At 70.4% G+C, this 19123-nt stretch carries 17 protein-coding genes; 5 read left to right on the forward strand and 12 right to left on the reverse strand.

Going from position 1 to position 19123, the window contains the following annotated elements:
- The first annotated feature begins 248 nt into the window (after positions 1 to 248).
- Positions 249 to 512 carry a hypothetical protein gene (locus NCC78_RS13085; protein WP_250794781.1) on the forward strand — a complete coding sequence of 88 codons (264 nt, stop codon included), beginning with the start codon at positions 249 to 251 and terminating at the stop codon, positions 510 to 512.
- A 45-nt stretch (positions 513 to 557) separates the two neighbouring features.
- Here the strand turns inward: NCC78_RS13085 and sucD are convergent, their stop codons facing one another.
- The 3 genes from sucD to icmB form a co-directional block, all read right to left on the reverse strand.
- Positions 558 to 1445, reverse strand: a complete 888-nt coding sequence (gene sucD / locus NCC78_RS13090) for a succinate--CoA ligase subunit alpha (protein WP_250794783.1) — start codon at positions 1443 to 1445, stop codon at positions 558 to 560.
- Positions 1446 to 1447: 2 nt separating this feature from the next.
- Positions 1448 to 2626 carry an ADP-forming succinate--CoA ligase subunit beta gene (gene sucC, locus NCC78_RS13095; RefSeq protein ID WP_250794785.1) on the reverse strand — a complete coding sequence of 393 codons (1179 nt, stop codon included), beginning with the start codon at positions 2624 to 2626 and terminating at the stop codon, positions 1448 to 1450.
- Positions 2627 to 3067: 441 nt separating this feature from the next.
- Positions 3068 to 3472 (reverse strand): coenzyme B12-dependent isobutyryl CoA mutase small subunit, encoded by a 405-nt coding sequence (icmB, locus tag NCC78_RS13100; protein ID WP_250794787.1) that lies wholly within the window; start codon positions 3470 to 3472, stop codon positions 3068 to 3070.
- 421 nt (positions 3473 to 3893) lie between these two features.
- On the opposite strand from icmB, the gene NCC78_RS13105 reads away from it, so the two are divergent.
- Together NCC78_RS13105 and NCC78_RS13110 are read left to right on the forward strand one after the other, a co-directional pair.
- A complete protein-coding gene (locus NCC78_RS13105; RefSeq protein WP_250794789.1) occupies positions 3894 to 4610 on the forward strand; it encodes a M23 family metallopeptidase in 717 nt (238 codons plus the stop codon).
- A 272-nt stretch (positions 4611 to 4882) separates the two neighbouring features.
- On the forward strand, positions 4883 to 5647 hold the full coding sequence (locus tag NCC78_RS13110; RefSeq protein ID WP_250794790.1) for a M23 family metallopeptidase: 765 nt from the start codon (positions 4883 to 4885) through the stop codon (positions 5645 to 5647).
- 113 nt (positions 5648 to 5760) lie between these two features.
- Here NCC78_RS13110 and pcrA read toward each other — a convergent pair whose 3' ends face one another.
- Positions 5761 to 8166 carry a DNA helicase PcrA gene (pcrA, locus tag NCC78_RS13115; protein WP_250794791.1) on the reverse strand — a complete coding sequence of 802 codons (2406 nt, stop codon included), beginning with the start codon at positions 8164 to 8166 and terminating at the stop codon, positions 5761 to 5763.
- A 420-nt stretch (positions 8167 to 8586) separates the two neighbouring features.
- On the opposite strand from pcrA, the gene NCC78_RS13120 reads away from it, so the two are divergent.
- Positions 8587 to 8931, forward strand: coding sequence for a chorismate mutase (locus tag NCC78_RS13120; RefSeq protein WP_250794792.1), 345 nt, complete (start codon positions 8587 to 8589; stop codon positions 8929 to 8931).
- Positions 8932 to 8996: 65 nt separating this feature from the next.
- Here the strand turns inward: NCC78_RS13120 and NCC78_RS13125 are convergent, their stop codons facing one another.
- From NCC78_RS13125 to NCC78_RS13145, 5 genes are all read right to left on the reverse strand, one after another.
- Positions 8997 to 10010, reverse strand: a complete 1014-nt coding sequence (locus tag NCC78_RS13125) for an ABC transporter ATP-binding protein (RefSeq protein ID WP_284706294.1) — start codon at positions 10008 to 10010, stop codon at positions 8997 to 8999.
- Positions 10003 to 11025, reverse strand: coding sequence for an ABC transporter ATP-binding protein (locus NCC78_RS13130; RefSeq protein ID WP_250794800.1), 1023 nt, complete (start codon positions 11023 to 11025; stop codon positions 10003 to 10005). The genes NCC78_RS13125 and NCC78_RS13130 overlap by 8 nt, the downstream gene beginning before the upstream one ends.
- Before the next feature lie 26 nt (positions 11026 to 11051).
- On the reverse strand, positions 11052 to 12029 hold the full coding sequence (locus NCC78_RS13135) for an ABC transporter permease (protein WP_250794793.1): 978 nt from the start codon (positions 12027 to 12029) through the stop codon (positions 11052 to 11054).
- Entirely contained in the window at positions 12022 to 12948 is a 927-nt protein-coding gene (locus NCC78_RS13140) for an ABC transporter permease (protein WP_250794794.1), read from the reverse strand. The genes NCC78_RS13135 and NCC78_RS13140 overlap by 8 nt, the downstream gene beginning before the upstream one ends.
- A gap of 146 nt (positions 12949 to 13094) precedes the next feature.
- Positions 13095 to 14738, reverse strand: a complete 1644-nt coding sequence (locus NCC78_RS13145) for a peptide ABC transporter substrate-binding protein (protein ID WP_250794795.1) — start codon at positions 14736 to 14738, stop codon at positions 13095 to 13097.
- 428 nt (positions 14739 to 15166) lie between these two features.
- On the opposite strand from NCC78_RS13145, the gene NCC78_RS13150 reads away from it, so the two are divergent.
- Complete coding sequence (locus NCC78_RS13150) at positions 15167 to 15361, forward strand: PIG-L deacetylase family protein (RefSeq protein ID WP_250794796.1); 195 nt, start codon at positions 15167 to 15169, stop codon at positions 15359 to 15361.
- A 140-nt stretch (positions 15362 to 15501) separates the two neighbouring features.
- On the opposite strand, the gene NCC78_RS13155 is transcribed toward NCC78_RS13150, so the two are convergent.
- The 3 genes from NCC78_RS13155 to NCC78_RS13165 form a co-directional block, all read right to left on the reverse strand.
- Positions 15502 to 16659 (reverse strand): thioester domain-containing protein, encoded by a 1158-nt coding sequence (locus NCC78_RS13155; protein WP_250794797.1) that lies wholly within the window; start codon positions 16657 to 16659, stop codon positions 15502 to 15504.
- 190 nt (positions 16660 to 16849) lie between these two features.
- Positions 16850 to 17536, reverse strand: coding sequence for a response regulator (locus NCC78_RS13160; RefSeq protein ID WP_250794798.1), 687 nt, complete (start codon positions 17534 to 17536; stop codon positions 16850 to 16852).
- Positions 17536 to 18774, reverse strand: coding sequence for an ATP-binding protein (locus NCC78_RS13165; protein WP_284706295.1), 1239 nt, complete (start codon positions 18772 to 18774; stop codon positions 17536 to 17538). Before NCC78_RS13165 ends, NCC78_RS13160 begins: the two co-directional genes overlap by 1 nt.
- Positions 18775 to 19123 lie beyond the last annotated feature (349 nt).

Raw genomic sequence — 19123 nt, forward strand, 5'->3', positions numbered from 1 at the left:
CGACGGCCCGGCCCGGCGCGGGCGGTCGGCCGGACGTCGGTGCCGACCTCGGCGCCGGTCCGGCTGGGCTGATCAGGGGTGACGGAGGACATCGCGTCTACTCTGGCATGCCGCGCGGGTGACGGCAGTCCGATACCGCCCGCGAGCTCCGACGAGTTCCGTGATCCACCGTTCCCACCCGGCGATCCGGTCTAGCCTCGGCCCAGGGACGCGACCGAAGTCGCGGCACCGACGTTCGGAGGGAAGCCGTGAACGCTCCGTATCCGCCGCCCCCGCCACCGCCGGCGGCCGGCCGGGACCGCACGACCCTCTGGGGCGTGCTCGGCATCATCCTCGGCCTGCTCTGCTGCGGCATCCTGGGGATCGTCTTCGGCTACCTGTCGGTCCGGGACGCCAAGCGCTTCGGCCAGTCGCCGGTGTTGGGCTACCTCGCCATCGCGTTCGGCGTACTCAACATCATCGGCAGCGGCATCCTCTGGGCGGGCGGCAACTACCCGATCTACAACGACTGAGGGGCCGACCGCGGACGGTCGACCCCTCGTCGTACGCCTTCGGGCTCAGCCCGCGGACATGATCTCCCGCATCAGCCTGGCGGTCTCGGTCGGGGTCTTGCCGACCTTGACGCCCACGGCCTCCAGCGCCGCCTGCTTCGCCTCGGCGGTGCCGGCCGAGCCGGAGATGATCGCGCCGGCGTGCCCCATGGTCTTGCCGGGGGGCGCGGTGAAGCCGGCGATGTAGCCGACCACGGGCTTGGTGACGTTCGCCTTGATGAACTCGGCGGCCCGCTCCTCGGCGTCGCCACCGATCTCACCGATCATGACGATCGCGTCGGTCTCCGGGTCCGCCTCGAACGCGGCGAGGGCGTCGATGTGGGTGGTGCCGATGATCGGGTCGCCGCCGATGCCGACGCAGGTCGAGAAGCCGATGTCGCGCAGCTCGTACATCATCTGGTAGGTCAGCGTGCCGCTCTTGCTGACCAGGCCGATCCGGCCGGTGCCGGTGATGTCGGCCGGGATGATGCCGGCGTTGGAGGCGCCGGGCGACGCGATGCCGGGGCAGTTCGGGCCGATGATCCTGGTCCGCTCGCCCTTGGAGACGTTGTACGCCCAGAACGCGGCGGTGTCGTGCACCGGCACGCCCTCGGTGATCACCACGGCCAGGTCGATGCCCGCGTCGATCGCCTCGACGACCGCGCCCTTGGTGAACTGCGGCGGCACGAAGATGACCGTCACGTCGGCGCCGGTCTCCTTCATGGCGTCCGCGACGCTCGCGAAGACCGGCAGCTCGGTGCCGTCGAAGACGACGCTCTGGCCCGCCTTGCGCGGGTTGACGCCACCGACCACGTTGGTGCCGGCGGCCAGCATCCGTCGGGTGTGCTTGGAACCCTCGGAACCGGTCATCCCCTGAACGATGACCTTCGAGTCCTTGGTCAGCCAGATAGCCATGATCAGACCCCCGCAGCTGCCAGCTCGGCGGCCCGCTCGGCCGCGCCGTCCATGGTGTCCACCCGCTGGACCAGCGGGTTGTTCGCGCCGTCGAGGATCGCCCGACCGGCCTCGGCGTTGTTGCCGTCGAGGCGGACGACCAGCGGCTTGGTGACCTTCTCGCCACGCTGTTCGAGCAGGGCCAGCGCCTGCACGATGCCGTTGGCGACCTCGTCGCAGGCGGTGATACCGCCGAAGACGTTGACGAAGACGCTGCGCACCGACGGGTCGGAGAGCACGATCTCCAGCCCGTTCGCCATCACCGCGGCGCTCGCGCCGCCGCCGATGTCGAGGAAGTTGGCCGGCTTGACGTTGCCGTGCCGCTCGCCCGCGTAGGCGACCACGTCGAGGGTCGACATGACCAGGCCCGCGCCGTTGCCGATGATGCCGACCTCGCCGTCGAGCTTGACGTAGTTGAGGTCCTTCTCCTTGGCGGCCTGCTCCAGCGGGTCCACCGCGGACTGGTCGACCAGCGCCTCGTGGTCCGGGTGCCGGAACGCGGCGTTCTCGTCGAGGGTGATCTTGGCGTCGAGCAGCAGCAGCTTGCCGTCGCCCGTCTTGGCCAGCGGGTTCACCTCGACCAGCGTGGCGTCCTCGGCGACGAACGCCTTCCACAAGCCCACGGCCACCTCGACGACCTGGTCGGCGACCTCGGCCGGGAAGTTGGCGGCGGTGACGATCTCCCGCGCCTTCGCCTCGTCGACGCCGGTGACGGCGTCGATCGGAGCCTTGACGACCTTCTCCGGGGTCTCGGCGGCGACCTGTTCGATGTCCATGCCGCCGGCGACGCTGGCGATGCAGAGGAAGGTGCGGTTCGCCCGGTCGAGCAGGTAGGAGAAGTAGTACTCCTCGGCCACGTCCGCGGTCACCGTGATCATGACCTTGTGGACGGTGTGGCCCTTGATGTCCATGCCGAGGATGTCGGTGGCGCGGGCCACCGTCTCCTCCGCGCCCTCGGCCAGCTTGACGCCGCCGGCCTTGCCTCGGCCGCCGACCTTCACCTGCGCCTTGACGACCACCCGACCGCCGAGGCGTTCGGCGATCGCGCGGGCCTCCTGGGGGGTAGTGGCGACGCCGCCGGCCAGCACGGGCAAGCCGTGCCGCTCGAACAGGTCCCGCCCCTGGTACTCGTACAGGTCCACGATTGCGCGTCCCGTCCCGTCTCCGCGGCGCGCCGTCGCGCCGCCACCAGCGTTATGGAAAACAGTTTGACGCCTGTCATCAGTTGAAACAGGCCATTGGCCGCAGCCTAGCGAGGTGGGCACCGCCGGCAACCGAGCGGGTGCACGGTGTGCGGTAATGCACAACCGTCCCGGGGGTGCACAGCCTCCTCACGACCGCCGCCCCGCCCGTCAGCCGTCCGGGCGATGTTGGGCAGGCCGCGTAACCCCGGTGCAGGGGCGTCGTTGAGTCAGGTGTCGGAGCGCTGATGCAGCGCGAAGACGGGATACGGCCGATGCCCTGTCGGTCGAGGGGTGGCGGCGGGGCATCGTGCATAGAGGGGCCGGACGTGTGAGGGGTGCGTCCGGCCCCTCCCCCGTGCCCGAAATCAGCCGCCGCGCGGCCGGCGCAAGCCGGCGACGTCAGGCGACCGGCTGGGCGACGTTCTGTCGCACCCATTCCACGATCGAGGCGGTGGTGGCGCCCGGCGTGAAGATCTTGGCGACCCCGAGCTTCTGCAGCTCCGGGATGTCGGCGTCGGGAATGATGCCGCCGCCGAACACGACGATGTCGCGGGCGTCCCGCTCACCGAGCAGTTCCAGCACCCGCCGGAAGAGCGTCATGTGCGCCCCGGAGAGCACGGAGAGCCCGACCGCGTCGGCGTCCTCCTGGATCGCGGTCTCCACGATCTGCTCCGGGGTCTGGTGCAGGCCGGTGTAGATGACCTCCATACCGGCGTCCCGGAGGGCACGCGCGACGACCTTGGCGCCACGGTCGTGGCCGTCCAGGCCCGGCTTGGCGACGACGACCCGAACACGAGAGCTCATCAGCGCATCCCTTTCACCGGCTCCGCGGCAATACCTGAACGAACGGTAACCCGCCCGGGGTGAGCCGGGAAATCCGGGCCGCGAAGCTCACGTCGCCGGGGGACGGCGAGGCCCGCCTCGCCTTGCTCCCACGGCACCTCGCCGTCAAGCCGGACGACTCCGCCGTTCGGTCACGGTGCGCGACGAACGGGCAGTAAGGAGGGCACCGAACGAGGGTACGAGCCATGACAATCACGGACGCAAAGGGACAGATTGCAGTAGCAATTCGGCGCTTCGGCTTGTGACAGGCGTGGGGGTTGGCTAACGTGTCCACGGTTGTCATCAGGTCCACGGACGGGTGACGACGCGGTCAGCCGACGTTCACCCGAGCTTCACGAGCGCCGGGGCAGCCGCTTCGGAACCCCGACAACGGAGGGTGTGCGTGCGCCAGCGCCTGTCGTCTGAGCCCGATCGATATCGCGGCCGTCGCCGCGTACCCACCCCCCCGCGTAGCCGCTACGCAGCCGTCGTCACCACCGCCTTCGTGGGCGCCGGTGTCGTCGCGCTCGGCGCGGGGTCGCTGCCCGACGCCAAGAGCGTCAACCCGTCGGTCCTCGACGAGCTCAAGGCAGCCTCCACCCTGAGCCAGGATTCCGCCGCCCGCGCCGACGCCGCCGACCGCGCCTCGCGCGACAGCAACCGCGGCGGCGCCGACGAGGCCGCCGAGCCCGAGGTCTGGCTGCTGCCCCTGCAGGGCTACGAGTTCAACTCGCCCTACGGCATGCGCTGGGGCAAGCTGCACACCGGCGTCGACCTGGTCACCCCCGAGGGCACCCCGTACGTGGCCATCCACGACGGCACCGTCACCAAGGCCGGCTGGTTCGGCGGCTACGGCTACACGGTGATCGTCCAGCACGCCGACGGCAGCGAGGCGATCTACGGCCACTCCTCCGCGGTGAGCGTGAAGGAGGGGCAGCAGGTCAAGGCGGGCGACCAGCTCGGCCTGGTCGGCAACACCGGCCACTCCTACGGCTCCCACCTGCACCTGGAGATCCATGTCAAGGGCGAGCCCCTCGACCCGGTGCCGTGGCTCCAGGAGCGCGGAGTGGACATCAAGCTACAAGTCGAGGCAATCTACAGCGAGGTAGCCGCTTCCTGACGTTGCGTACCGACCGTTGACCGCCCGGATCTGTCGATCCGGGCGGTTTTTCGTCGACGGGCGAGGTGGAAAGTTTCCCAGGTCACAGCCGTGGATGTGACCGAGCACACGGCCGGCCATGATCACTTATCGGGTGGAACCTCGCACCCGGGGACGTAGCGGGCCAGGCAGGGCCACGGCGCACCGCGGGGTCGCTAGCCCCCTTACCCGCCCCGGCCGGCGCCAACACCAGTATTTCGAGGTCAAGTGCCCCTCGACTGTGAAGGTCCGCCGTGCAGGAAGACAGCGTCATCCAGAACGAGAACACCCCCGACACCCCCGCCCGGCACCGGCGGCTGGCCGGCGGCCGCACCACCCGCCACCTCGTCATCGCGGCCGTGGCCGCGGCCGGCCTCGGCCTCGGCGGCGTCGCCGTCGCCGCCACCGGGAACGACGGCCCCTCCGTCCCGGCCGCCGCAGTCGAGGCGCAGGCCCGCGACGAGGCCGCCGCCCGCGCCGACCGGTCCACCCGCGAGTCGACCGCCCCGGCCACCGGATCGGCCAGCCCGACGCCCACCCCGGCGAAGGCCAGCCCGTCGGCGAAGCCCAGCCCGAAGGCGACCACCGCCAAGCCGAAGCCGACCAGCAAGCCGAAGCCCTCCTGGGTCATCCCGATGAAGGGCGCGGCGATCACGTCCTGCTACGGCCCGCGCTGGGGCACCCAGCACGCCGGCATCGACTTCGCGCTGCCGGCCGGCACCCCGGTCCGCGCCGCCTTCGGCGGCACGGTGGAGAAGGCCGGCGACGTCGGCGACGGGTACGGCATTTCGGTCTTCGTCGACCACGGCAACGGCTACCTGACCCACTACGCCCACCTGAGCAGCACGAAGGTGAGCGTGGGCGACAAGGTGGCCGCCGGGGAGACCATCGGCCTGGAGGGCTCCACCGGTGACTCCACCGGGCCGCACCTGCACTTCGAGGTGCACCAGGGCCAGATGTGGAACCAGATCGACCCCGCGCCGTTCCTGCGCGCCCGGGGCATCAACGTCGCCTGCTGAGGCATCCGGGTGGTTCTCGGCGTGCCTGACGGCACTCACCGGGCCGGACGTCCCCCTCCGTACGACCGCGACAGCCCCGTCCGGCGTCCCGCCGGGCCGGGCTGTCGGCCGGTTCAGAGCTTGTCGATCGGGGCGTGCCGCAGGACCAGCCACATCGTCTGGTCACCGAAGTCGATCTGCGCCCGCGCGCCCGGACCGTGGCCCTCGACGGCGACCACCCGGCCCAGACCGTAGCGCTGGTGGTTGACCCGGTCGCCGGCCGCCACCTTCGGCCCCTGCGGCAGCTCGCTGGCGGTGGTGAGCCGGCTGCCGTCGACCCCGAGGCGCTTGGCCAGCTGCGCCGCCTTCGGGGTGCCCCCGTTGAAACTGCCACGCCCGCCGGGCACGCGGTCCGCGCGGCCGCCGACGCCGCCACCCCCGCCGGCCCACGAGGTGTACGACCCCTCGGTGCGCTCCCAGCGGACCAGTTCCGGGGGGAGCTCCTCCAGGAACCGCGACGGCGGGTTGTAGGCCGGCTGCCCCCACGCCGAGCGGGTCACCGCCCGGGAGAGGTAGAGGCGCTGCCGGGCCCGGGTGATCCCGACGTACGCCAGCCGGCGCTCCTCCTCCAGCTCGCGGGTGTCGCCCAATGAGCGCAGGTGCGGGAAGACGCCGTCCTCCAGCCCGGTCAGGAAGACCACCGGGAACTCCAGGCCCTTGGCGGTGTGCAGCGTCATCAGGGTGACCACGCCCTGGTGGTCGGGATCGTCGCTGGGGATCTGGTCGGCGTCGGCGACCAGCGCCACCTGCTCCAGGAAGCCGGCCACGGTGGCCCGCTCCCCCTCCTCGCCCAGCGCCTCGATCCGCTCGGTGTACTCCCGGGCGACGCTGACCAGTTCCTGGAGGTTGTCGACCCGGCCGGCGTCCTGCGGGTCGAGGCTCTCCTCCAGCTCGGTCAGGTAGCCCGAGCGGGTCAGCAGCGCCTCCAGCACCTCCTCCGGGGTGCCGGTCTCGGCCAGTTCGCGGGCGCCGTCGAGCAGGGCGACGAACTCGGCGATGCCGTTGGCCGCCCGGGTGGAGATGCCCGGAGCCTCCCGGGACCGGCGCAGGGCGGCGCCGAAGGAGATCCGGTCCCGGCTGGAGAGCGCCTCCACGCACGCCTCGGCGCGGTCGCCGATGCCGCGGCGCGGGGTGTTCAGCACCCGGCGCAGGCTGACCGTGTCGTCGTCGTTGACCACCGCGCGCAGGTAGGCCAGCGCGTCGCGGACCTCCTTGCGCTCGTAGAAGCGGACCCCGCCGACCACCTTGTAGGGCAGGCCGACGCGGATGAACACCTCCTCGAAGACCCGGGACTGGGCGTTGGTGCGGTAGAAGACCGCCACGTCGCCCGGGCGGGTCTCGCCCTCGTCGACCAGCCGGTCGATCTCCCGGGCCACCCAGTCCGCCTCGGCGTGCTCGGTGTCGGCGACGTAGCCGACGATCTCCTCGCCGGCCCCCGCCTCGCTCCAGAGCCGCTTGGGCTTGCGCGAGCTGTTCCGGTCGATCACCGCATTGGCCGCGTTGAGGATGGTCTGGGTGGAGCGGTAGTTCTGCTCCAGCAGGATCGTCCGGGCGTCGGCGAAGTCGCGCTCGAACTCGAGGATGTTGCGGATCGTCGCGCCACGGAACGCGTAGATCGACTGGTCGGCGTCACCGACCACGCAGAGCTCGGCCGGCTCGATGCCCTCGGTGCCGGAGACCAGCTCCTTGATCAGCGTGTACTGGGCGTGGTTGGTGTCCTGGTACTCGTCCACCAGCACGTGCCGGAACCGGCGGCGGTAGCTCTCCGCGACGTGCGGGTGCGACTGGAGCAGGTGCACCGTCGTCATGATCAGGTCGTCGAAGTCCAGCGCGTGCGCCTCGCGCAGCCGCCGCTGGTAGAGCGTGTAGGCCTCCGCCAGCGCCCGCTCGTTGGGGCCCTTGGCCCGGGCGGCGAACTCCTCCGGGTCGACCAGCTCGTTCTTCAGGTTGGAGACCTGGGCGGCCAGCCCGCGCGCCGGGTAGCGCTTCGGGTCGAGGTCGAGCTCCCGGGCGACCAACTGCATCAGCCGGCGCGAGTCGTCCGCGTCGTAGATGGAGAAGGTCGACTTCAGCCCGGCGTGCTCGTGCTCGGCGCGCAGGATGCGCACGCACGCGGAGTGGAACGTCGACACCCACATCAGCCGGGCGCGCGGGCCGACCAGGTGGGCCACCCGCTCCTTCATCTCGCCGGCGGCCTTGTTGGTGAAGGTGATCGCGATGATCTCGCCGGGGTGCACGTCCCGCGCCGCGAGCAGATAGGCGATCCGGTGGGTGAGCACCCGGGTCTTGCCGGAGCCGGCGCCGGCCACGATCAGCAGCGGCGAGCCGGAATGGGTGACGGCGTCCCGCTGCGGGCCGTTGAGGCCCTCGACCAGGGCCTGCGGATCCAGCCGGACGGCAGCCGGCCCGCGCCGGTGCGGCGGGGTCGGCGCAGGCGTCGGCGCGGGCGGGGACACGGGGATGTCGAAGAGAGGATGCATCGCACGGCGAGTCTATGCCGCCGGGCGGACACTTCCCGCCCGCGCACGCGCGGGGGAGGTCGCCGTCACCGGTGGGCCCCGCCGGGCCCGCCGGGGCGGGACGGACCACGGCGTCGCCCCTGGCGCGTCCGTCCCGCCAGGGCACCGGGTTCGTCACCACCGGCACCGAGCGGCTGCGCGACGACGCGACGACGACGGTGACGGGCGGGTTCCGGGGAATCCTTGCGCGGGCGGCCCGGCGGTCGGCATACTCGACCCCGTGTTCGGTCAGCGCTTCTACTTTTACTACGGCACCGGGAGTCCGGCAGCCGTAGGTCGCGCCTGATCAACCAGACCTGCGAAAAGCCCCGGGCTCCGAGAGCCCGGGGCTTTTTCGTCCCGGGATCCGGGCACCGGGCCCGACACCCGAGGGGTACGACGATGATGACTGACGTGGCGGAGCAGAGCGGCAGCCTGGCGCGGAACGACGACCGGAGCGGCGCGGGGGCGGCAACGGCCCGGACCGGCACCGACGACTCGGCGGCGGCCGAGCGGATCGTGGCGATCCGGGAGCGGATCGACGAGATCGACCGCACCCTCGTCGCGCTGTGGCAGGAGCGGGCCGCTCTCTCCCAGGAGGTCGGGGCGACCCGGATGGCCTCCGGTGGCACCCGCCTGGTCCTCTCCCGCGAGCGGGAGATCCTGGAGCGGTTCCGTCAGGCGCTGGGCGCCGACGGCACGCAGCTGGCCCTGCTGCTGCTCCGCGCCGGCCGTGGGCCCCTGTGAGGAGGCCGGAAACGACGAACCGCCTGCCGTCGTCGGGGTGACGTCGGCAGGCGGTCCGTGGGGTGTCACACCTCGTGGGCGGGGACGATCTCGCGCTTCTCCGCGAAGTGGCAGGCGCTCGGGTGGTCCGAGCCCTGCCGGATCTCCAGCAGCGGGACCTGCTCGGCGCAGACGTCCTGCGCCTTCCAGCAGCGGGTCCGGAACCGGCAGCCCGAGGGCGGGCTGACCGGGGAGGGAACGTCACCGGTGAGCCGGATGATCGCCTTGTTGTCCCGCAGCGTCGGGTCCGGCACCGGCACCGCCGAGAGCAGCGCCTGGGTGTACGGGTGGGTGGGCCGCTCGTAGATCTCGTCCTCGGTGCCGATCTCCACCATCTTGCCGAGGTACATCACCGCGACCCGGTCGGAGAGGTGGCGCACGACCGACAGGTCGTGGGCGATGAAGACGTACGACAGGCCGAACTCGTTCTGGAGCTTCTCCAACAGGTTCATCACCTGGGCCTGGATGGAGACGTCCAGGGCCGACACCGGCTCGTCGCAGACGATGATCTCCGGACGCAGGGCGAGCGCCCGGGCGATGCCGATGCGCTGCCGCTGACCGCCGGAGAACTGGTGCGGGTACCGGTTGATGTGCTCCGGGTTCAGACCCACCAGGTCGAGCAGTTCCTTGACCTTGTCCCGGCGGCTACCCTTCGGCGCCACCTCCGGGTGGATCTCGAACGGCTCGCCGATCAGGTCACCGACCGTCATCCGCGGGTTGAGCGAGGTGTACGGGTCCTGCATCACCAGCTGGATCTGCCGACGGAGCCGCCGCAGCCCGCCGCCGGAGAGCTTGGCGATGTCCTGCCCCTTGTAGAGCACGCTGCCGGCGGTCGGCTTCTCCAGGTTCATCAGCACCCGGGCCAGCGTCGACTTGCCGCAGCCGGACTCGCCGACCACGCCGAGGGTCTCGCCGGCCTTCAGCTCGAACGAGACGCCGTCGACGGCCTTGACGTGGCCGACGGTCTTCTTGAACACCACACCGCGGGTGACGGGGTAGTGCTTGACCAGGTCGCGGACCTCGAGGATGTTCTCAGTCACGGTTCACCAGCTCCTCGGCGAAGTGGCAGGCGCTGGCCCGGCCGACGCCGACCTGCAGCAGCGGTGGGACCTTCTCCCGGCACACCGGCTGCGCCATGGGGCAGCGCGGGTTGAACGGGCAGCCCGGCGGGATGTTCATCAGGTTCGGCGGGAGGCCCTTGATCGTCCGGAGCTCCTGCCCCTTCTCGTCCAGCCGCGGGATCGAGTTGAGCAGGCCGAGGGTGTACGGGTGCGCCGGCTTGGCGTACAGGTCGTAGACGTCGGCTTCCTCGACGATCCGACCGGCGTACATGACCGCGATCCGGTCCGCGACGTCGGCGACCACGCCGAGGTCGTGGGTGATCAGGATCAAGCCCATCCGCCGCTCCCGCTGGAGCTCGCCGAGCAGGTCCATGATCTGGGCCTGCACGGTCACGTCCAGCGCGGTGGTCGGCTCGTCCGCGATCAGCACCTCCGGGTCGAGCGCCAGGGACATCGCGATCATCGCGCGCTGCCGCATGCCGCCGGAGAACTGGTGCGGGTAGTTGCTGAACCGACCCTTGGCGTTCGGAATCTTGACCTGGTCGAGCATCTCGATCGCGCGCTTCTTCGCGTCGGACCGGCTCATGCCACGCCGGACCCGGAACTGCTCGGCGATCTGGAACCCGACGGTGAAGACCGGGTTCAGCGCCGAGAGCGAGTCCTGGAAGATCATCGCGATGCCCTCGCCGCGGATGCGGCGCCGCTCCTCGGCGGACATCTTGAGGATGTCCTTGCCGTGGAAGCGGACCTGACCGCCGCTGACGTGACCGGGCGGCATGTCCAGGATGCCCATGATGGTCTGCGCGGTGACGCTCTTACCGGAGCCGGATTCGCCGAGCACGGCGAGGGTCTCCCCCGCGTCGACGTGGTAGGTGACTCCGTTGATGACCTTGGCGACGCCGTCCCGGGTGCGGAACTCCACGCGGAGGTCGTCGACCTCGAGCAGTCGGCCCGAGGGGCGACCGGAGGTGCCCGCCGCGGACTGCTCGGACACGAGAATGTCGGACAACTGAATCTCCCCTAGCGGAGTTTCGGATCGAGGGCCTCGCGCACGGCCTCACCGAGCATCACAAAGCTGAGCACGGCGGTGACGAGGAACGCGGAGGGGAAGAAGAGCAGGAACGGCGAGACGCGGATGTAGTTCTGCGCCTCGTTGATCATGATGCCCCAGGAGACCACCGGGCTCTTCAGGCCGACACCGAGGAACGACAGGGTCGCCTCGACGCCGATGAAGGTGCCGACCATGATCGTCCCGTAGACCAGCAGCGGGGCAAGGCAGTTCGGCAGCAGGTGCTTCAGGATGATCCGGCCGGTGCCGGCGCCCAGCGCCCGGGCCGCGACGATGTAGTCCGCCTCACGGGTGGCCAGCACCGAGGAGCGCATCAGCCGCATCACGACCGGCCAACTCAGCACGATCAGCGAGATGCTCACCAGCGCCATGATCTCGGCCTTGCTGTTGCTCGTCCCCGACCCGTTGAAGGTGGTCAGGATGACGATGGCGCCCAGCACGAACGGCAGGCCGAAGAAGACGTCGGCGATCCGGGAGAGCAGGGCGTCGACCCAGCCGCCCCGGTAGCCGGCGATGATGCCCATGGTGCCACCGATCAGCAGGGTGCCGAGCACGGAGAGCAGGGACACCACGATCGACGCGCGGGCACCGTAGATGACCCGGGCGAAGACGTCCCGGCCCTGCACGTCGTAGCCGAACCAGCCGTTGGCCGAGGGCTCGACCCGGCTGTTGGTCAGCGTGCCGTTCTCCGGGTCGCCGTTGGTGAACAGCGACGGGAACAGCGCCATCAGCACGAAGACGACGATGAGCGTGGCGGAGATCCAGAACAGCGGCTTGCGGCGCAGGTCGCGCCAGGCGTCGCCGAGCAGGCCGCGAGGCTTCTCCCTGCGGGCGTTCTCGGGGACACCGGCGTCGGCGGGCGCGCCGACACCCGTCGGCTGCTCGACGGGGGGCGTGCTCACGATCGAAGCGGCAGTCGGGTCACTCATAGCGGATCCTCGGGTCCAGGGCGGCGTAGAGCAGGTCGACCAGCAGGTTCATCAGCAGGTAGACCAGCACCAGGACCACCACGATGGAGACAACGGTAGCGCTCTCCTTGGTGACGATCGCCCGGAAGACCTGGCGACCGATCCCGTTGATCTGGAAGATGCCCTCGGTGACGATCGCGCCGCCCATCAGGGCGCCGAGGTCGGTGCCGAGCAGGGTCACCACCGGGATGAGGGAGTTGCGCAGCAGGTGTACCCCGACCACCCGGCGCATCGGCAGACCCTTGGCGATCGCCGTGCGGACGTAGTCGGCTCGCCGGTTCTCGGCGATGCTCGTCCGGGCCACCCGGGCGATGTACGCCATGGAGGCGCTACCGAGCACGAAGCCGGGAAGGATCAGTTCGGAGATCCGCATCTCGTTGGAGACGGTGGGCTTGACGATGCCCCACTGGACGCCGAAGAGCCACTGCAGCACGAAGCCGATGACGAAGATCGGCAGCGCGAGCAGGAACAGGGTGGAGACCAGGACCAGGTTGTCCAGGAAGCCGTTGCGGCGCAGGCCGGTCAGCACGCCGGCGGTGAGGCCGATGACCGCCTCGATGATCAGCGCGACCATGGCCAGCTTCAGCGTGTTCGGGTACGACGTGGCGATGATGTCACCGATCGGGCGGCCGCCGAAGGTGGAGCCGAAGTCGCCCTGGAACAGGTTCTGCATGTAGTTGCCGTACTGCACCCAGATCGACTGATCGAGCTTGAACTTCTCGGTCATCATGTTGACGTACGCGTCCGGGCAGGCGCGTTCGCCGCACTTGCCGGCGAACGGGTCGCCGGGCACCGACCACACGAGCCAGTAGATCAGGAACGTCGTCCCGATGAAGACCGGGATGAGTTGAAGCAGCCGTCTCAACAGATAACGGCCCATGGGGTGGTCCTCCAGACAGGGGGCGCGTCGGACGGCCGACACGGGGATGACAGACGTTGCGAGGAGATGTTGTAACACCTTCTCGCGGAACGGCCCAGGTCGGGCTCACCGGTAGGTGAGCCCGACCCGGGGTCAGACCGTTCTGATCAGAGCTCGACCGAGGTCAGGTCCAGCTCGCCGACGTTGGTCAGCTCGATCTTCTTGATCTTCTCCGAGTGGCCGGACTGCTGGCCGCTGAAGTAGACCGGGATCGTCGGGACGTCCTGGTCGATCAGGGCCACCGCCTCGGCGAACTTGGCGTGCGCAGCCTCCAGGTTCGGCGCGGAGCTGGCCTCCTTGGCCAGGGCGTCGACCTTCGGGTTGCTGTACAGACCGTCGTTCGAGGAACCACCGGTCACGTAGAGCGGGTTGACCCAGTTCTCCACGTCCGGGTAGTCCTGCTGCCAGCCGGCGCGGTACATGCCCTTCATCTTGTGGGCGTTGATGTTCTGGCGGAACACCGCGAAGGTCGGCATGCCCTCGGCGCGGGCGTTGATGTTGAGGTTGGTCTTGACCTGCTGCGCGACGGCCTCCATCCACTCCTTGTGGCTGGCGTCGGCGTTGTAGTACATGACCAGCTCGCCCTGGAAGCCGCCGGCCTCGGCGAGCAGCTTCTTGGCCTCTTCGACGTTGAACTGGCAGGCGGTGCAGTTGCCCGGCTTGGCGCCCGGGGTCAGCGGGTTCGCCCAGCTGTCGGCCGGCTTGCGGGCACCGAAGAAGATCTTGTCGCTGATCTCCTGGCGGTTGATCGACAGCGAGATCGCGCGACGCAGCTTCGCGTTGGTGAAGCGCTTGTCGTAGATCGGGAAGGCGATGATGCCGGTCGACGGGATGGTGGTCTGGATGGCCTTGTCGCCAAGGTCGGCCTTCCACTTGTCACCCGCGAGCGAGGAGACCGGGACCTGCTGCTGGAAGTCCAGGTTGCCGGAGACCAGGTCGTTGTAGGCCGCCGTGTCGTCCTGGTAGATCTTGACGGTGACGTCCTTGATCTTCATCTTGTCGCGCAGCGAGTAGTCGTCGAAGCGCGTCAGCTTGAGCTGGACGTCGTCCTCCCACGACACGAACTTGACCGGGCCGTTACCGATCGGCTTCTTGCCGAAGGCCTCGGCGCCCTGCGTGAAGAACGCGTCCGGCAGCGGCATGAAGGTGCTGTAGCCGAGCTTGGTCGGGAAGACGGCGGTCGGCGCAGCCAGGGTGACCTTGAAGGTCCAGTCGTCGACGACCTCGAGGCCGGACATCTCCTTCTTGGCCGGCTCGGGGGCCTTCTTCGGGCCCTCGGCGCCGTCCGGGTCCTCGGTGTTGACGTCCGAGAAGCCCTTGATGTCGGCGAAGAAGCTGCCGTTCTGCGCGCCGTTCGGCGAGTAGGCGCCCCAGTTCCAGGCGTCCACGAAGTTCTTGGCCTTGACGGTGGTGCCGTCGTGGAACTTCGTGTCCTTCTTGATCTTGACCGTGTAGACCGTGGAGTCGGTCGTCTCGATCGACTCGGCGAGAGCGTTGCGCGGAGCGCTGCCGTCGTTGGGGTACTCGACCAGACCGGTCCACATCCAGTCGATGATCTTGCCACCACCGGTCTCGGTGGTGTTCGACGGCACCAGGCCGTTCTCCGGCTGGGTGCCCTCGATGGTGATCGCGCCGTCGGCGCTCGCGCCGGCGTCGCCGCCTTCGCCATCGCTGCTCGAGCAACCGGACGCGACGAGCGCGAATGCCGCGCCCAGCGCGACCGCGCTGCTTGCCCGCTTCGAGACTCTCATTCCGAGGGGCCTCCTCTTTCTAAACCTGGTTCCGTCGTGGGTTTCACGCACGTATGGGGGGTGACACCGTCCGGCGCCCCGCAGCGCGGGACACCGGTTTCACCGCAGTGAATACGGGACAAGATGATGTACCGATCCGCCGGGCCACCCCACCCGTCGGGCTCGGCACCGCGCAGGCGCCGACAACCACGAACCACCCGCTCACAGCGGCGGCTGAGGTCATCAGGCCGTACGGAGTGCCTCACACCTGGGGTGAGGTGCTGCCACTGTGACACTCACCGGCCGCTTCCGTGAAGGTGCCGTTATCAAGCCGTTAGTTGGCTGCCACGTTGCCGATACTTGAGAAAAGATCATGAAGTGGGCCTGTCGTACCGCTCTGAGCAGGAAAGACATGGTCCAGCCGGTGCGCCGCCCGGCCCGTGGGCTCGATGCCTGTGAACTTCCCCGCCGCCGCTCCCGCGCTTTCCGAAGCCCGCCGGGCCCTAGCCGTTTATGCCCATCCGGCTGATGTCGACGTCGGCTGTGCGGGCACCATCGCCGGCCGGGTGGAGGAGGGTGCCGAGGACACGTACCTGCGCGTCACCCGCGGGGACCCGGGCGGATCCGGCCCGACCTCGTACTGACGGATTCGCCGCTGGCCCGGTGCAAGCACCTCGTCGGGACCCGGGTCCGCGCCGATCCCGATCGCCGTCGACGCGAAAGGCCCCGGCCCCGGCGCCGCGCGGAGCGGGTGCCGGGGCCGGAGCCGCGGAGCTGAGATGGATCAGGCCGTGAAGCGGAGCTTGCGCCGGCGGACCACCAGGACGGCTACCGCGCCGGCGGCGAGGAGCGCCACACCGGCGGCGATCGCGGCGGCGATCGGGGAACCGGTCAGCGGCAGGTCGCCGCCGTTGCTCGCCGGCGAGGTCGACGGCGCCGGGCTTCCCACCGGGGCGCTCGGCGACGGCGACTCCGCCGGGGTGGTCGGCGACGGCGACGGGCTCTCGGACGGCGTGGTCGGCGTCGGGGCGGCGGCGAACGCGGCCCCGGCCTTGGCGGTCACCGTCGCGCCGGTGCTGCCGCCAAGGATCAGCTTCTGCTTCTGGTCCTTGCCACCGGTGAAGAGGAAGACCCGGCCGAAGGAGACCGAGTCCTGGGCGGAAACGGTCACGGTCACGTCGCCGGCGCCCTCGGCGGACAGCCAGAACCGCCCACCGTTGGTGGTCTTCGTGACCGGCTTGCCCTCGGCGTCGACCGCCGCGCCGCCGCTGACCGCGACCGTGATGTCGCCGGCCGGGCCCTTGACCGTGAACGGACCGGCCTTCTCCCCGACGGTGGCCGTGGCGCTCGCCGGGTCCACGCTCAGCTCGGCCTTCGGCTCGGGCTGGTCGGTCGCGTTCGTGACCAGGTAGTCGTGGACCTTCTTGACCACGTCGTACTGCTGCTTGCCGAGCAGACCCCGGTCGGCGACCCAGTCACCCAGCTCGACGCCGTCGCTGAAGTGCCAGACCGCGGTCTGGGTGCCGAAGTAGAGCAGCTTCTCGGCGTCGGCCTTCTCCGGCACCGTGGCACCGGCAGCCACGAGCAGCTTGGCCTGGTCGGCGTTCGGGTGGCCGTGGGTCAGCACCCACTGCACCTTGCCCAGGTTCTTCACCTGGGACTCGTCCCAGGTGCCCTCCTGGTATTCCCCGTCCCGAGCCACCGGGGTGTGGAAGTCGATGCAAAAGACCGGGACGAGCTGTCCCTGCATCTTCAGCGCCAGCCCGCCGACGCCCTTGGGGGCGTCGTTCAGCATCAGCGTGACACCGCCGCCCACCGACTTGGCGACACCGGTGGCCGGGTCGTCGGCGGCGGCCGGCGCGGCAGAGCCGAGCGCCAACGCGCCACCGGCGACGGTCGCCAGGGCGATCCGCGCCCAGCGCCGTCCTCGTTGTCCGAACATCAGATTCGTGCACCTCTCCCCAGGGGTGACCCGCCCGTGGCGGGTTGCGTGAAGCCGCCGTTCCCGCGGGATGCGCACCACCCGCACGCGAGAACGCGACGGGGCATTATCGGACGCGAATTGATCGTTTGTCAGCCCCTGCGGGCCGCATTCGAGGCTTCTGTCCTAAATGACGGGGAAGAGGAATCGATCACACCAGCCGGCGGTCCGCCGCCCACCGCGACAGCTCGTACCGGTTGGACATCTGGAGCTTGCGGAGCACGTTCGACACGTGCGTCTCGACCGTTTTGATCGAGATGTAGAGCTCCTTGGCGATCTCCTTGTACGCGTACCCCCGGGCGAGCAGCCGGAGCACCTCGCGCTCGCGGTTGGTGAGCTGGTCCAGCTCCGGGTCGGCCACCGGCGCGTCCGGCCGGGCCGCGAACGCGTCCAGCACGAACCCGGCCAGCCGGGGGCTGAACACGGCGTCGCCGTCGGCCACCCGGCGGATCGCGGCGGTCAACTCGTCCGGGGAGATGGTCTTGGTGACGTAGCCCCGGGCGCCGGCCCGGATCAGCCCTATCACGTCCTCCGCCGCGTCCGAGACGCTCAACGCCAGGAACTTGACCTGCGGGTGCGTACGCCGCATCGCCTCCAGCACCGCCCGGCCGCCGCCGTCGGGCATGTGCACGTCGAGCAGCACCACGTCGGGCTGCGTGGCGGCGATCCGGCTGACCGCCTCGCCGACGGTGCTCGCCTCCCCCACCACCTCCACGTGCCCGCCCAGCTCCGCGCGGACCCCCGCACGGAACATCGCGTGATCGTCGACGAGGAAGACCCGCAGCCGCTCGACGCGGGCACCCGCTCCCTCGACCGGTTCCATCGACTGCTCGGCCATCACTTGTCCCTTTCCGCTGTGGACGGGTCCCGGGAGATCGGCAGGATCAACCGGACCTCGGTCCCCTCCCCCGGCTCGGACCGGATCTCGGCCCGGCCGCCGTGCCGCTTCATCCGCCCGATGATCGAGCCCCGGACGCCGTGCCGGTGATCCTCCACCGTAGCCGGGTCGAAGCCCTTCCCCCGGTCCCGGACGAAGACGCTGACCTGATCGGGCTCCACCTCGGCGTAGAGCGAGACGGTCTGCACCTCGGCGTGCCGGGCGGCGTTGACCAGCGCCTCACGGGCGGCCGCGACCAGCGCGCCGACCCGTTCGTCGGTTTCCCGGTCGCCGACCACCACCGTCTCGACGGTGATCGCGAACGTGTCCTCGACCTCCGCGGCGCCCTGCTCCAGCGCGGCGGCGAAGCGTTCGGTCGGCGAGGCGGTGGGCTTGTAGAGCCAGTTGCGCAGCGAGCGCTCCTGGCCGCGGGCGAGCCGCTGGACGGTCTTGACGTCGGCGGCGTTGCGTTGGATCAGAGCCAGCGTGTGCAGCACCTGGTCGTGCACCATGGCGGCCAGCTCGGCCCGCTCCTGCTCGCGGATACGCCCCTCGCGCTCCGAGCGGAGCTGGTTGTACGTCCGCCACAGCACGGGCGCGGCCACCACGCCGACCCCGGCGAGCCCGACCAGCGCGAAGATCACGCCGTTGAGCACGGCGTCGAAGTTCTGCGAAGGGGAGTAGACGGCGGCGACGCCGATGATGCCGACGGCGACCAGCACCCCGCCGCCGATGAACCGGAGCACGAACGCCCGCCGGTCGCTCTCCTCCACCACCGCGCCCAGCCAGGGCACCGGCATGGAGTCGCCCCACTGCCGCCGCCGCTCCGGGGCCGACTGGTGCCAGATCACCCCGGCGCCGACCGCGATGATCGCCACCAGCCAGCCGGCGGTGCCGGCCGCGCCGACCGAGTCGAAGACCATCACCTGGACCAGCAGCACACCGAGGCCGATCGCCACGAACGGCAGCAGCTGGGCGAGGTCCCGGCGGGGCGCCACGCCGGGGTCGCCGGGTCGCAGCGGCACCACCGCCCAGAAGGCCGCGTAGAGCAGCAGGCCGAGACCGCTCAGGCCGAGCAGCACCATGAAGGCGACCCGCACCCGGAGCACCGAGATGCCGAGGTGGTCGGCGATGCCGGCGGCCACCCCGGCGGCCATCCGGTGCTCGGGGGCGCGGTAGAGGCGAGGTGGCTGGGTCACGGCACTGATCGGAACTCCCTGGTCACGAGGGGCACGGCGTGCGCGACCGTCAGCGGTCGGCGCCGGTTCGATCGTCACACGCGCGACGGCCCCCGGACCACGGGGACGCCCCCGACATTCGCAGCCGCCGGATCTCAGGGTGGGGTCAGGGTCGGCTCCGGTGGTCGCTCGGGCCGCCGGGGCAGCAGGATCGAGGGCATGACCGAGGAATCTGCCCAGCCCCGACACCCCGGGGCGGCACCACCGGGCGGAACACCGCCACCCCCGCAGGCCCCGGCCGGTGCCTCCGCCACGCCCTGGCCCGTCCCGCCGGTGGCTGCTCCCGGGGCCGCGGGACCGGCCGGTGGGC

The organism is Micromonospora phytophila (genome assembly GCF_023656545.1).
GTDB classification, from domain to species: domain Bacteria; phylum Actinomycetota; class Actinomycetes; order Mycobacteriales; family Micromonosporaceae; genus Micromonospora; species Micromonospora phytophila.